At 62.5% G+C, this 14153-nt stretch carries 9 protein-coding genes and 1 pseudogene; 2 read left to right on the top strand and 8 right to left on the bottom strand.

Features of this window, described 5'->3' with window-relative positions; translation table 11 throughout:
* A pseudogene (locus AIIKEEIJ_RS05465) lies at positions 1-434 on the bottom strand (integrase); the annotation flags it as partial.
* A gap of 890 nt (positions 435-1324) precedes the next feature.
* Here AIIKEEIJ_RS05465 and AIIKEEIJ_RS05460 point away from each other — a divergent pair.
* Together AIIKEEIJ_RS05460 and AIIKEEIJ_RS05455 are read left to right on the top strand one after the other, a co-directional pair.
* Positions 1325-2047: a YfbU family protein gene (locus AIIKEEIJ_RS05460; protein ID WP_006937975.1), complete on the top strand. Its 723-nt coding sequence runs from the start codon at positions 1325-1327 to the stop codon at positions 2045-2047.
* Positions 2048-2185: 138 nt separating this feature from the next.
* Positions 2186-2692 carry a hypothetical protein gene (locus tag AIIKEEIJ_RS05455; protein ID WP_049904218.1) on the top strand — a complete coding sequence of 169 codons (507 nt, stop codon included), beginning with the start codon at positions 2186-2188 and terminating at the stop codon, positions 2690-2692.
* Positions 2693-2988: 296 nt separating this feature from the next.
* On the opposite strand, the gene AIIKEEIJ_RS05450 is transcribed toward AIIKEEIJ_RS05455, so the two are convergent.
* The 7 genes from AIIKEEIJ_RS05450 to AIIKEEIJ_RS32500 form a co-directional block, all read right to left on the bottom strand.
* Positions 2989-5586 (bottom strand): DEAD/DEAH box helicase family protein, encoded by a 2598-nt coding sequence (locus tag AIIKEEIJ_RS05450; protein ID WP_006937971.1) that lies wholly within the window; start codon positions 5584-5586, stop codon positions 2989-2991.
* A complete protein-coding gene (locus AIIKEEIJ_RS05445) occupies positions 5583-7712 on the bottom strand; it encodes a site-specific DNA-methyltransferase (protein ID WP_006937970.1) in 2130 nt (709 codons plus the stop codon). Before AIIKEEIJ_RS05445 ends, AIIKEEIJ_RS05450 begins: the two co-directional genes overlap by 4 nt.
* Before the next feature lie 14 nt (positions 7713-7726).
* Positions 7727-9226, bottom strand: a complete 1500-nt coding sequence (locus tag AIIKEEIJ_RS05440; RefSeq protein ID WP_161995132.1) for a hypothetical protein — start codon at positions 9224-9226, stop codon at positions 7727-7729.
* A 3-nt stretch (positions 9227-9229) separates the two neighbouring features.
* Positions 9230-11962: a hypothetical protein gene (locus AIIKEEIJ_RS05435; RefSeq protein WP_238406218.1), complete on the bottom strand. Its 2733-nt coding sequence runs from the start codon at positions 11960-11962 to the stop codon at positions 9230-9232.
* A 199-nt stretch (positions 11963-12161) separates the two neighbouring features.
* Complete coding sequence (locus tag AIIKEEIJ_RS05430) at positions 12162-12830, bottom strand: DUF6308 family protein (RefSeq protein ID WP_161995131.1); 669 nt, start codon at positions 12828-12830, stop codon at positions 12162-12164.
* Entirely contained in the window at positions 12827-13306 is a 480-nt protein-coding gene (locus AIIKEEIJ_RS05425; protein ID WP_161995130.1) for a hypothetical protein, read from the bottom strand. The genes AIIKEEIJ_RS05430 and AIIKEEIJ_RS05425 overlap by 4 nt, the downstream gene beginning before the upstream one ends.
* Positions 13307-13608: 302 nt before the next feature.
* Positions 13609-14153: hypothetical protein (locus AIIKEEIJ_RS32500; protein ID WP_202916623.1), on the bottom strand; the 545-nt coding region annotated here is incomplete at its 5' end.

Below are 14153 nucleotides of genomic sequence, written 5' to 3'. Positions count from 1 at the left end.
GGGGCGTTCGCCGGCGGTGAGCAGCGGGGCGCGTGGGGTACGGGAGCGTTCGCCGGCGGTGGCGTAGTCGCGGCGGATGCCGGCCACGGTGGCCCGCACCAGCTCGTGGCTGGTGGGGAGGGGTAGCCGGCGGTGCGGTGCTGGTGCGCGATCGCCGCCACCCACTTGGCCAGGGTCGACGGCGCGTACGCCCGCCGCCCCTCGGTGAGGGTGTCGGCGGCGACAGCCAGATACGCGGACCCCGTCGCCGGATGCGCCGGCAACGCGGGGTGGCCTTCGGCGCCGCACCAGCTGGTGAAGCGGCGCCAGGCGGCGGTGTAGGCGCGGCGGGTGCCGGCGGAACGCGCCGCGGTCACCGACGCCTCGATCCGGGTCCGCACCGGCTCGGCGAGCAGCGGCGCCGCGGCCGGTGCGGGGGTCAGAAGAGGCCACATCCCGGCATTGGGGCGGGTGTCGTCCTGGTCGAGAGTCTCGCCGGGCGCCCTACCGGGGGTGCTCCGACAGTTCGGCAGCGGAAAACGCGCTGAGGTGCGTTTTCGTGGGAGAGGGTGCGGGAAGGACGATTCTCGTCACCGACCGCGCACACACCGGGAGTGACAAACCCCCAGCTGACCGAATGCGCCCGATTTGCGTGATTTATGCAGTTTCCACAAGACGGCTGTCCCGTGAACTTCCCACTGGCATATCAGTACGTGACCAGGGGTTTCCCATCCGTGTCAGCACGTTTTTCGTTCGAGGTCAGTGCGGTCCGGCTCGGATCCTGCTCCGGAATGCGGGACAGGCCTAGGGCTTTGTGGGCGAGCAGGAGGTGCCTCGTCCTGGTCGGAAAACGGCCCAGGTTGCTTTCTCGATCCGCGGGTACTCCCGACTGTCGACCGGCGTCGGGCGAACAACACGAGCCATCGATGTCTCAGGACTCGTCGAGAACGCGCGTTTTGAACCATCAGTTGCCGACACCAGTGTTGAAGCATCGTCGTCGCAGGTGGCGCGGTCGGGCTGGTCTTCCCGTGGCCATGTTCCGAGAAGGAGGACTTGCGAAACAACGTCTTCCACCTGCCCGTGAGAGAGCAGACCACGGTGACGCCCCACGAGTCCGCCATAGGGTACCCACCCCGGACCCCCATCCAGCACGGCTAAACAAGACTTCATCCGCTCGCCTCCAGGGGAGGGCACGTTCCAACCCCACGTCCTCACGCAAGCGTCCTGTTTGACGATCGGTAAACAGCACAGCCGTCAGGGGCACCACGCACGCGGTGGTGTAATGCAGTATTACGGAAGTGAATACTGTATTCTAATCTGTAGTTCAGACTACATGGAGGATCCGATGGCCACCCTCACGCTCCGTGTCAGCGACGAGACTCGAGAAGAGCTTGAGGCGCTGGCCCAATCCAAGGGCGCGACCGTCAGCGCATTGTTGCGGGACCAGATCGATCAGTTGCTCGGTCGCGACGTGGAGATGCGTCGTGGCGATGTGCCTCAGTCACTGACGATGAGCGAACGGCTACTGCTCGCGAGCCAGTCGAGGATTCTGGCCGCTCTCGTGCCGGACGAGGCCGACTACTACGCACGACGAAGCGAAGCTCTCGAGGAAGGGTATGCCGGCGAGTACGGCGATGTGTTCGCTACGGTCGGTCCAGAACTCACCCGCACCGAATGCGCTTTGGTATGGGACTTGCTCGACATGTTCCGTGTCCTGAGCGCAAGCATCGAGGCGCTCAATCCCGCTGATCGAGCCGTCCTCGGGGAAGAACGCATCGACCGGCTGCAGTTCCAGGGATTCGACATCAGCGACGAGCTAGAAGGCCGGCTGCTGTCATATGTGCAGTATCTGGTGCGCGGGAGGAGATGGTCGGAAACCGGCCCACGACTGGAGGAGATCGGCGACGACGGCAACTCTCATCACCGCTGTTTACCCTTCTATCGACTTCTGCTGGACACCTACCGGCCGATCATCACCACTCGTGCCAAAAGCCGGGGATACTCTCTCGATGCCTACCGCCTCGACCTCGAAGAGCTCATCGAGTTGGCGGAGGCCAGCTTCCGATGACGCGGTTCTTCACAGAGTCCGCAACTGCGGGGGTAGGCCGGAAGCCACCAGGTCGGGAGCTGTTGTCGCCGACGCAGCGACTACCTGGTTCGGCGCCCGGACTCACTTTTGCACCCCTCACTGACAAGATCCCCGCTTGTGCACGCATTCATTGACGAGTCCAAGCGTGACGGCTACATGCTCTGCGCTGTCACCGTCGCCGGCGGAGATGTCGCAGCGCTGCGTAAGCAGGTGGAAGCGCTGCGTCCGCGAGGCAGCGCACGTATACACATGAAGTCCGTCAGCAAGAAGGACGCGCCAAAGCTGGTCACCGAGGTATCGAAGCTCGACGCGGCCAGTCGCCTCTACGTCGTGAAGTCGGGAAAGATGCCCGAACGAAGCGCCCGCGATCTCACTCTCGGGGCAGCTGTCCGGGATTTGGCTACGCTCGCGGTGAGCCGGGTCCTTATCGAATCCTGCAATCAGGATCGAGAGGATAATCGGACGATCCGCGACGCCTTGGGCGCCGATGCGCCGTTCGTCTACCACCATGCTTCCCCGAGCGATCCACTGCTGTGGCTCCCCGATATCCATGCATGGGCCTGGGGCCGCGGTGGCCAGATGAGAGCGAAGATCGCACACCGGATCGAGGTATTCATGCTCTGACAACGAGAAGAACCCCACCCGTGGGGTGAGGTTCTTCTCGAGCGTGATGGGCGCGCAAGGCTGGAAACCGCTAGGTGGAGCTGCCCACAGGGGGTACTTACGCTCCGGAGACCTCCTACACGAACCGCTTCCCTCGGCTATTGCCTTAGGCAACCACACAATACCACTATCAACCACTTACGGACTGGTCTCGTCTCGACTTGAGAGGCGTGCGATTCCCCGGATGAACTGGCGTGACGCCCTGACGTGCGGCAGCTCGGACAGGCCCCGCCCAGAGCCGGTAGGGGCGCGATCCCTCAGTTTTCCGCGTAATAGTTACCAGCAAACTGGGAGTTGTAGTACCAGTCCACCGTCCGACCGCCGCTCATGACGATGGACCGCACATTCTCGTCCTGCAAGTTCAGCACCTTCATCACGTCACCGACTTTGCTCAAGGCTTCGATCCGATGGAACGCATGACCATGCTGCTCGGCAAATCTGGCGAGCGCCTGAAGCTTCACCAGTGAGTCGTCCAAGTGGTGGCCGTGGGGGTCCACGATCGACGCCTTAGGCTCACCTTCGATCTCATGAAAGAAGATGAAGTCCGGATGCATCGAACGCCAGTTGCCGGTCGTCTCATCGCGATAGGCGATTCCGAGCGAGTCGGCGGTCTGGCGTGGCGGGTTTCGGTACCACGCGAGCGCCCCTGAGCGTGCGATCTCGTACTTGACGATCTCGCCTTCCCAGTCATTAAGGTTGGTGATAGGCGCATCTCCGTTCTCATCCGACATCAGGTGCAACTTCACCAATTCGGCTCGGCGCAACTGTCCGTCGATCTCCTCGATGTAGTCCTCGATCCGGGTGCGCGGCCGCCCCAGCCGGCTGATCTGAGGAGTCGCAGCGAGCGCGTTGATCTCGCGATACTCCTGTTGGCGATCGTCAGGCAAGTCCTGGATTGCGTCTGCATGCTCCTCGAACAGTTCCTCAGCAATCTCGTCCGATTTCTTGTCGACCGCTTCCCGCACCTCCGGCACACAAGCGAGTGCTGCAGCCCGCACGAACGCATCGCGTAATACGTCGTCGCTGTCGTCTTCACCCGTCAGATGGTCGACATATGTCTGTGCGATATCGGAACCGAACGCCTTGCGTGCGTCCTCGAATGCGACTCGAATGGCTCGTTCGTCGGCCTGTTCGACGATGTCGGTGTATCCGACACCTTTCGTGCCGAACTTCGCCGATATTTCCTGCAGACGCACTGCCAACACCTCAGCAGTGGCCGCTTTCACCCGACTCTTGTACAGCCCGGCCGAATCATCGAGCACCTTGTGGATTTTCCGAGCCATCTCAGCGAGTGCGTCCCGGCGAACACCATCGGTTGACAGTGCTAAAGCAAGCGAGGCAAGACGTTTCACCGGCGAAGTGCCGCGCTGGGGAATCGTCATGGACGGCAGGTTGTCCCACACCGTCCAGACCTCGTCGGGAATCGCTTTGTTGGGCGTCATGACGCACTCTTCGAGGATCATTTTCCGACCTGTCGGGTCGGGTACGCCGTCGATCTGAGCAGTCAGCAACTTCACGACGTCGCCGGCGGTCTTGCGGTCGAAGAAGGGCAGCAGACAGTCGACGGAGTTGAGTTCGTCGTCGCCCGGGACTCGCCGCGCCAGCGGTGTGCGCACCATCCGGCCGAGGAGTTGCTGGATGTGGTCGTGATCCTTCGCCGGCCGAAACGAAACGAGCACTTCCGCCCGTGGACAGTCCCATCCCGTGGAGATCGCGTCCTTGGCTATAAGCACCCGAACATGGGTGCGGTCTTCGACTACTTGCGGCTCGATCCAGTTGACCTGATGTGCTCCGAAGGTCTGCATAGTGTGTTCGCCCAGCACATGCCGGATGGAGTCGGACCCCAGCTCCGGCATTTCCTCGAAGATGACGTCAAGCGCTTGCCCCAGCTTGTCGTGATCTGGCGTGTTGGGCGCCTGCAGTACCAGTAGCGGATTGACGACGTCCGGCAACCCTTGCGACTCGCAGTACTTCTGCCAGCGTTCGGATGAGCGTTTCAGCTTTTTTGCGGCTCGACGCACCAGAACCATGTCGATGGCCTGCGCTTCGGCCGGGATGTCGATCTTGACGATGTCCTTGACGAGTCCGGACTCTTGTACTTGGAAACCATCGACCTGGACTGGGGGAAGGTAGCGGCGGTCTCCGGACACGGCCGCGTCATCCATTGCCTCTTTGAAGTCTCCGATGGTGGCTGAGATTCCCCACACGATGGGGACGGGCGGGTACCCGGCGTGGCCGTTGATGAGTCGCTGGACAATCGTGGACTTGTCTCGGGTCGCCTTCGTGCCGAACCCCCGGTGCGCTTCGTCGACGATCAGGTAAAGCGTGAGATCGGGGTCGTCGATCGTGTTGGCGATGGTTTGCCAGATCGTGTATCCCTGCAGGTCGGGCTGGACAGACGAGTGCATCCCGTCCAGGACCTCGTCTTCAGTAAGAATCTCGTGCCCGCGAGTGAGAAGCGACGACTTCGAGAGCTTCTGTGTGTTGAGGAAGTACACCTTGCCCGGCTCAAGTTTGGGCTTCGAGAAGGGGGGTTCGATGGTGACAAGGTCTGTCGACACAACCCTGTCGGACGCCTCCATGATGCGGAACCGCGTCTGTTCGTTCAGATTCGGATCGTCGGAGAACCAGATGACGACGGCGCCGTCATCTGGTTCGAAGTCGAAGTCGTCGTTTCCGTAGAACAGCGACTCGATGACGGCGGATGCGATAACGGTCTTGCCAGCACCCGTGGTTGCGGACAGCGACACCGACGTCGGTGTCGTCTCGCGCTCATAGATCGTCTTGGCGCGGTCAAGCGTCACAAGCATGTCTTCGAGGGCGGTGCGTTGATACGGCTTGAGGGTGAACTTCATCGTGCGGCCCTTCCTGCCTCGATCTCGAAGTTACGCAGGTAGGACGAGTACAAGCGGACCGGTTCGACGTGCTCGGGTAACTGTCGCACCATCGCCTCGAACAGTCGGTCCTCATCGGTGACGATGAAGGCGTGAGTCAAACCTTCCTGTGTCTCGACCGTTTTGATAAATGCTTCACTCAAGTCCAGATTCGCGATCACGCCATACGCGTCAGCCACGTCCCAACCAGTGGAGACGTCGTCGATGCGCCGCCCGCGCGCCCCGGCACGTAACCATAGAAATGGCGCAACCTTGGCGAACTCGCGGTTAGAGGACACGCGCATCGCAGACTCGTAGCTGAGGGTGAAGAACTCGACATTCTCTTCGAATCCGTCCGCCATCGGAAACTCATCCGTGAACTTGTAATCCCCCTTGATCGGCTCTCCCATCGAGGTCTTGCCTGTAACGGCAGCCTCTATTCTGGGCTTGGTGATGTGGTCGCAGATGCCCCACTGCTCCCACTCAGGGTCGCCGGGGCGCAGCCCTCCCGCACGTAGGCCCTTTTGGTCTTCAGCACTCACTTCGTTGTTCGTGATCACGATTGAGCGACGGTGGCCACCATCTCGCTTATTGAGACGAAATGTTGCGTGCGCTGTCGTGCCAGATCCAGCAAAGAAGTCTAAGATTACGGCTTCTGGCTTGTCGGCAACGTAAATGGAGAGCGAGTCTTCGACCGCGTATAGCGACTTCGGGTACGGAAAGCGGATTCCAGGAAGGAACGAGGCGAGCATCCGACTACCGTGCCAACCGGGATCATGAGCCGGGCTGTTCCACACAGTCTTGGGTTGCACCGCTTCACGTTTAGCACTACCCAGAAGCACTTCACCACTCTCTCCCCTACCGAGAACTTCGATCTCTCCGCTCTCAATCGCCTTGACCCCCCCTTCGTTGATGAAAAGCACCGGTCGAAGCCCCTTCTTTTCATTCATTGGTCCCACACGGAGGTATCCAGCTTCGGCGTTGCGGCGCGCAATCGAGACACCGGTTCTCCAACGGGCTTCGGTACCGTCTTCGCGAAGCGGCCAAACAGCCTCCAAGCCGGCCGGAACTGGAAATTCTCTACGGTCGGATTGAAGTGGCAGTGGATCTCCCACGGATATGATTCGTCGAGTCTCTGGCTCGATGAGGAGGGGGTAAAAAAGGTTTGGCGAGTTTACACGCAATGACCCTTCGCCGTTTCGTCGGAATTGAAACCACATTTGACGTGGCTTTTCAGACTCAACAGATCCAAGAAGATCTCTAGGGGTAAACGAGATCTTCGCGCTGCCGATGAAGACAAAGAACAGGTACTCATCGACGCGAGCAAACGTGCCGTCGCGCGCGACTCCGCGCTGGGAGATAACCGACGTCACCATTTGGATTCTAGCCTCGGGAAACACCTGTTCCAGCAGCAATCCCAGCCGCAGATACTCCTTCTCATCGATTGTGACGATGAGCACCGAGTCGTCGGGGTTGAGTAGTTCCTTCGCAAGGAAGAGGCGACGCTCCATGAACGCAAGCCACTTGGAGTGACGATAGTGATCGTCCGACTCCACGTAGTCGTTGTTGTACTTCCAGTCCTTGGCCCCGGTGTTGTACGGGGGGTCGATGTAGATGGCGTCGACCTTGCCCCGATGCGTGAATAGCAGCGCTTGGAGTGCATGGTAGTTCTCGGAGTTGATGACAGTGTGGAACGGCTTGTCGCCGCCACGCTCGACTTTCCCCGTGGAGACGAGCCCGGGATAGATCGGGTCTCGGAACTCGGCAACCACGACGAGGTCCTCCACGAGCACGGACCACCCCTCGTCGGGATCGTCCACCGCTACAACGTCAGCCCACCGTTGGCCTTCTTCGGTGTAAGTCCTCGCTACCCGATAGAGACGCTCGTTCTCCTTCTTCGGCATTTCGCCCCGGTCTGGCAAGATGCGCACCTTGTCGTTCTTGCGCACTGGCCGGCCCGGCAATTCCACCGCCTCGGGCGTGTGTCGTTCGAAGTTCAGTCCGAACGGTCGGCGTTCCGCAAGTGCGTCGGTTTCGCGCTGCAGGTCTTTCGCCAACCGAGGATCCATATTGGCGACGTGGCGGATGAGGTCGTTGAGGCGTGACACGGGTCGATTCTTTCCTACGGAGTCGGTGAGACTGTGGCGACCCCTCGTGCGAAGGTGGCGAGGATGCGCTGATGGGTCTGACGGGGCAAATGACGGTTCCCCGGTTCACCGAATGGAGTACCTGGGCGCACAGGTGCTTCTTGAAGCAGCCTGTCGAGTCCAGGCCGCGACACCATCAGTAAGCCATGTGTAGCGCGTGTGCAGGCGACTGCGAGGCGGCCGAACGCCGAGTTGAACTCGTCCAACTCGGAGGCGCCGGTGAGGGGATGGAGGGCGATTGTGATGCCGTTCGTCTGCCCCTGCCACGAGTCGACGGTGGACGCGATCAAGTCGGACTCGATCAGGTTGTGTTTGGCGCTGAGTCGGGCGGCAGCGTCGGCGGCGTCGTCAACCGCCTGATTTCGGGTGGCGAGAATGGCGACGAGAGGGTCGTCCGCATCGGCGCCGGGGCGTTCCTCCTTGGTCTTGCCGCTCGGTGTTCCGTCGTCGTTGTAGATCTGGGAGAAGAGAGTGAACCCTGCTGAGAACAGTTCGTCGAGAAGGGATTCGACGAACTCGATAAGTGGTAGGTCGACGTCGGCAGCTTCGGCGTCCGGCAATCCGTCGACTTCGAGGAGCGTGGGGACGCCGGTAGCGACGGACTCCCACACCGTCTTTGTCAGGCCGGAGAGAGGGCCGAGTCCGATTGATCGGTCACCGGGTGCGGCGACGCAGTTGAGTGACTCCCACTCGGGGTAGAACGCACGCCACAATCCCAGTTGTTCGCCTGTCGGGCGCCAGACTGCGGGCAGTTCGGTGGCCCATGTGTTGGTGTCATCGTCGTCGTAGGCGGTTGGCCAGGCGCGATAGGGGTTGAAGCCGGGGTCGCCGCGCCATGGGTTTTCGGCAATCTCCAAGGGGGGTAGTTGCCCGACGTCACCGACACCTACGTGGATAGGTGCGGTATAGGTGATTTTGTCGAACAGGTGGTGCGGCAATTGCCATGCCTCGTCGACGAACAAGACGTCGAATCGGTAGTCGTCGTGAAAAGATGTGCCGAAGTGACTTCGGATGTGCTGGCGGGTCATTCCGAGCATGTGTGTTGTGGTCAGCACGACAGGTACGTCTTGGGGAATCGCTTTGACCGAGTCGACGACGGTTGCGGACGTCTTGACCCAGTCCGGCACGTCATTGAAGACGCGCTTGGATGCCCACAGCCACACACGGTCCTTGCCGATGTCGTTTCCGAGGGACGCGGCAAGCGGCCACAGCTGCCGGTTCTGGAAGGCTGTGACGGCGACACGCAGGCACTGCGGTTGATCGATGGCGTCACGGACCAGACCGCGTAGCAGGAATGATTTGCCGGCCCCGGCGGCAGCTTTCAGCAGGATGCGTTGAATGTCCGAGCTGCCGTTGAGTGCGTCGAGAAGCTGGCCCTTGGCGAAGGTGGCCGCCGCTTCGTTCTGCGCTGCGGCACGCGAGTGGTGGTAGGCATCGGTAGCGACAAGCGACGGGGATGTAAATGTGACAGTCATCAGCTATTCCACGTCGTCCATCGTCAGCTCGTCGGGTGGTTGGGTGGCCGGCCGATCGGCAGGATCGGGCAGGCTCTCGTCAGCGGCGTTGACGTCGAACGCGTCTGAGTCCAGTACGGGCGGCCATACTTGTGGATTGAGCTCCCCGCGGGCACGGCGGTCTGCGAGGATGTCTGACCACTCGGCTTCGGCCGCCTCGTGAGGTTTGCAGCACCACTGATGGTTGGCAGGGTCGTCGATGAACGAGTCGGGGGTGCAGGTGGGTTTGGGCGCGGACGACGAGTCGACGCTCGGTCGGTTCATGTTCAACCACACGTCGCTTTTGTTATCGGAGAACCACGAGAAATCTGCGACTATCACCTCGTCGCCGACGGTGAAGCCGGGATCGTGGTGTGGTGACCATCTGTATTGGCGAGGGTGTGTCCCGAGAGCCGTAAGCTCACCGATGGGCATGTGGGAGAGCTTGAAGCTGCCCTTCTGGGCCTGAACGGTGACCTCGTCGGTCTCTACTAGGGCGTAGCCGTTTTGGTGAAGTGCGACGATGCGCGACTCGTCGCCGATGCGGCGGGAGTCGATTTCGAGCGTCAGCGGAGCGTCGTTGATCACTCGTGCCAGGGCGAGGTGGCGTGTGCCTGCATCCTGAGCAGCGTCATAGGCTGCAAGCGGGTTCGTCAGGGCCGTCACTTGGGCTGTGAACTTGTCGTCCGCTTCGAGGATCGGTACCACGTCGTTGCGCCACCAGCGGGATGTGCGATCGAACCGGACGAGGTCGAATGCGTGCAGGTCGAGTCGTCGACGCCAGAGGCGCTGGGCGTCGGCCTCTACAGTGCGCACCGCTGGTTGCAGCTTTGAGAGGTCGAACTCGGTTTGAAGGATCCCGGAGGCCTTGTCGAACACGGTGGTCTTGTATTCGATCTCGGTGCGGATCAGGTCGTGGTAGACGCTCGGCTTGGCTGGTCGCGGAAGCCCGGGCTTGTCACCTGTGAACGCGTGGTGAATCGCATTGGACTGGGTCGGGGTTAATTGTGCGCCGACCGAGTGAGCCGACTTCTCGATCAATTCTGCTAGGGCACGGTGGTCGATCGGAGGTTCACTCGGGTCTACCCACGGCGCGAGGTAGTCAAGACGAAGAGAGTTGACGGTTGGGCCGCCGGCCGTCACGAGAGAGGCAAGTGCCCTGCGTAAGTCGACAATGGTAGAGCGGGCCTTCATAGTCCGTGCTCGGTCCTGCTCCAAGAGGAACGAAACGGCTACGCGGTCCTTCTCTGGAAGGTACGAGGGAATGACGGCGGGCTCGCCGTTGTAGGTGAGCGCTGGGCGTCCCTGCTGTTTGTCGCGCTCCCAGCGCAACCGAGAAAGTTCTTTGCCGGCCACACTGTCAGCGATCGAGACCAGGAGGTCGGCGGTCGTCGAGTCGGGCACGACGAGGTGGACGGGAGCGGGAGCGTCGGCGTCGATTTTGATTTGCTCTGCAATGGCCTTGTTGAGTTCCCTGCCAAGCAGCTTCATGATCGATCGCCGGGTGGCGTCGCTGTCCGGGTTGTCGTACACCGAAACGTGCCATGGTTCGACAGCGTTCTTTGTGACGCGCTGGACGGCGATGCCGTACACACCGAGAGTCGCACCGTCCGACTTGGCCAGTACCACGTTGACCGTGCCGGACTGTCCGATCGGGTCGAGGCGCCGCTGACCGGATAGCATGCCGTTTCCTGCGAGCGTCGCCTCGATCTGCTGGCGGACCGAGTTCGGGATCTTGCCGACGGAGGTGACGCCATCGATCAGTCCCACGGCCTGTGTTCGGACTTCCGGTTTGACTCCCAGTTCGATCAGCAGGTCGGCCGGGTTGGTCGACTTCTGCAGCTCGGCACGGCAGAACATGAACATGTCGCAGCTAGGACAGGTGTCCGGAGAATAGATGGCCTGTAAGTGGGCAAGATGGGCCGGTAAGTTGGTGCGGGTTTCCGGAGGGAAGCCGGCTGCTTCCGAAGCGCGTTCTCGAACACGCATACGAACCTCTTCACGGTGGTCGTTCAGGTTCTCGATTACTGCAGTCGGAGACAGGGAAGAGTTGCGAGGCACGGCGAGGATGCCGAATGTGTGAACGTCCATTCCTGCGGGCAGCTTCGTCCATGCTGCGGCGGACTCGGCACCTAGGGCGACCTGCAGGAATCCTTTGAGGAGACGACCATCCTCAATTTTGGCGCGAACTCGTTGATAGTCCTTGGCGTCGCCGACGATCAACCATGAACCGTCAGACTTGCCGTCACTGTTTGGAGACTTGGGCGCAACCACCGCGAAGTCAGGATGTGTGTCCGTAGCGTTCTCGCCTTCGAGTCCGAGAAATGGAACGGCCAATTGGTGGATCAGGGTGGCATGTCCACGCGTGACAGCAGCATTGTGTGCCAGATCGAGGGCGGACGCTGTCTTGCTCGTGTCGATGTGGGCGTCGGCTACGACAACCGCCTGCGGCCGGCCCAGACCCAGGGCGCCGACGGAAACGGTGACCACCTCGGACGCGAAGCGGTTGTCACGGACCAGCCGTTCGAACATCATCGCGCGCATCCACCGCAACAACGGGATGGCGCTCTGGGGTCCTTTGGAATGGCCGACCTGCTCTGCGAGCTTACGTCGCGTAACGCCGGTAATCAGGGGGTCGGTTCCACGGAACCGGGCACACGCAGCATGGGAAGAAGCAGCAACCGCGCTGCTTGCGCCGCCCGTCACTTTCGTCGACAAGCATCCTCCGATGTAACTCGTGCAGGACAGCAGTAGAGGCCGCGGCCTAGATCATGACGCTGACAGCCGTGAACACACGGCTGCACTCTTTAAGTTCGCTCCACAGATCGATTTCGCTACATCTGCCATTCGGCACCCACGGAAACCGAAGAACTCCAATAAGGCGGCCAGAGCAGGCACAGAGATGGCCCTTGCTATCTCAGGCGACAGCCCAGCTCAGCAGGTCGAGCAGACGCACATCGGTCAGGGACGCGATCCGGCGGACCTGCTCGGCTTCGGACTGCTCCAGGCGGCGGCGGAACAGCGGGAGGGCACCACTGTCGAGATTGGTGCACACGTCGTCGCGGATGGCTGCCCAGAACACCGCTCGCCTGCCGCGGTGGGGGTATCGGGCAGCGGCGGCACGAGCATGATGCCGGTAGAACGCCATGACTTTCGAGTCGAGGATGGGGAACAATCCTGGGCGTTTGAGGTGGAGCACCTTGCTGATCTTGGCTACCCCCACGTATCGGGGCGCGGCGGTGCGGAAATGGTCGTAGAGAGCTTCGGCCCGGTCGTAGAGTTCGCCGCTAATGTTCGGGTCGGCGTCGACCAGCTGTGCCTCGATCGGCACCGCCGCCCACGGGGCGTCGACGGCGCTGCGGATGAACCAGTCGCGTTGAGCGTGGCTGATCCGGGAGCGTACTTTGTGGGTGCGGGCGATCTCGTCGGCGGTGATCTCCTCAAGTGCTCCGGGTCCGGGCAGGTCGTAGCGGGCCACGGTCACCGCCGGATAGCCGTGGGCCTTGGCGATTGCGGTGTCGATGTCGAGGGTGCGGCCAGCGATCACCAACACCGTGGCCGCGGCCTCGCCGCCGGTGTGGTTCATGGCTTCTGCTGCCCGGCCGCGCCCGGGTCGGTGTCGTCGCTACTTCCCGGATCGGTGCGTGGAGTCGCAGCCGACGTGCCTGCCGTCGTCGCAGCGGCGATTTCCGTCGGGTCCGGCCGGCTCGAGGTGCGGATGGTGCGAGCGAGTGCCCGCAGATCCTGGAGAGATCGGATTCCGTCCGGGACGCTGCCGCCGGCGGGTGGCCGGCCCCCTCGGGAGCAGGCGCGGAAATCCTGGGTGCCGGTCTCGTTCATCGCATCGTGGAGGTCTTGCGCTGCGGCGATGTACTCGGCGCGGTCGGGTTCGGTGAGCGAGCCGAGGTACCTGTCCAATGTCTCGATCCGAGCTTGGGCGTGGGTGTGCGCTGCCGCGTCGGCCTTCGCCTGCGCGGGTGTGCCGCTCCGGTGCGATTCGGGGGTCGGCGCGTGGGCTGTGGTCGATCGTGTGCGGAATCGGCCGCGTAGTGCGGTGAACATCGTTCCCCTCGGTGCGTGTCGGTGGCCTCTCATCATGCACTCCCGCTTGACGACTCGACACGCATCGACTTTGGACGGAGGCGATCACGCAGGGCCCCGGGCTCAGGTGGGCAGACGACACCGAGGCCGTCGACGACGTCGCCGCCCTGGTCGGCGATAAGTGAGTGCCCGACCGAAGAACCCATCCCCGCCGCAAGGGGTACGGCGGGGATGGCCGCATCGAAGTATGCCAGGTCGACCCCGTCGAACCTCGAGGTCCACAGCTTTCGTAGCCGGTAGTACAGAGAGCCCCGGCCGGGGGTTCACGGGCCGGCCGGGGGCGTGCGCAGGTCCTGGAGTTCGGCGCGCAGTTCGGCAACACGTTCGCGGGCGGCTTCGGCTTGCGCGTGTGCGGCGGCGGCGTCGGCGCGGGCGGTGGAGGCGCGGTCACGTTCGGCTGCCGCCGCGGTGCGGGCGGCGGTGAGTTCGGCGTCGAGGCGCCGGGTGTGTTCGGCTGCGGTGGCCGCCGCGGCGTCTTTCTCGGCGATCGCTCGGGTCAGCCGCTCGCGGTGCTCGTCGAGCTGCCCGGTGAGCAGCTCGATCCGGTGCTCGAGGCCGGCGATCTGCTCGCGGTGGGTCGCGGCGGCCTGATCGAGCTGCTGCTGCCAGCGGTCCTGCGCCGCGGCGTGGTCGGCCCGGGCTGCGGTGAGCTGGGCGAGGGCCTCGGTGGCCTCGGCGTCAGCGGCCGTGGCGGCGGCATCGGCGTCGGCGCGTTCGGTGCGAGCGGTGTCGAGTTCGTCCCGCAGTGCCGCGATCTCGGCTGCGGCGTCGGCCCGGACCTTGTCGGCATCGGCCTGCACGCGCCGCA

This window comes from Rhodococcus sp. YH1, assembly GCF_009939605.1.
Classification (GTDB): domain Bacteria; phylum Actinomycetota; class Actinomycetes; order Mycobacteriales; family Mycobacteriaceae; genus Rhodococcus; species Rhodococcus aetherivorans.
Note: the sequence above shows the minus strand (reverse complement) of the source record. Positions and strands in the feature narration are given on the sequence as shown.

What these genes read in the sequence shown, in the direction of transcription:
- AIIKEEIJ_RS05440 (WP_161995132.1), bottom strand. Translation starts at nt 9,226, where the DNA reads ATGACTGTCACATTTACATCCCCGTCGCTTGTCGCTACCGATGCCTAC.
- AIIKEEIJ_RS05460 (WP_006937975.1), top strand. Translation starts at nt 1,325, where the DNA reads ATGGCCACCCTCACGCTCCGTGTCAGCGACGAGACTCGAGAAGAGCTT.
- AIIKEEIJ_RS05425 (WP_161995130.1), bottom strand. Translation starts at nt 13,306, where the DNA reads ATGTTCACCGCACTACGCGGCCGATTCCGCACACGATCGACCACAGCC.
- AIIKEEIJ_RS05430 (WP_161995131.1), bottom strand. Translation starts at nt 12,830, where the DNA reads ATGAACCACACCGGCGGCGAGGCCGCGGCCACGGTGTTGGTGATCGCT.
- AIIKEEIJ_RS05450 (WP_006937971.1), bottom strand. Translation starts at nt 5,586, where the DNA reads ATGAAGTTCACCCTCAAGCCGTATCAACGCACCGCCCTCGAAGACATG.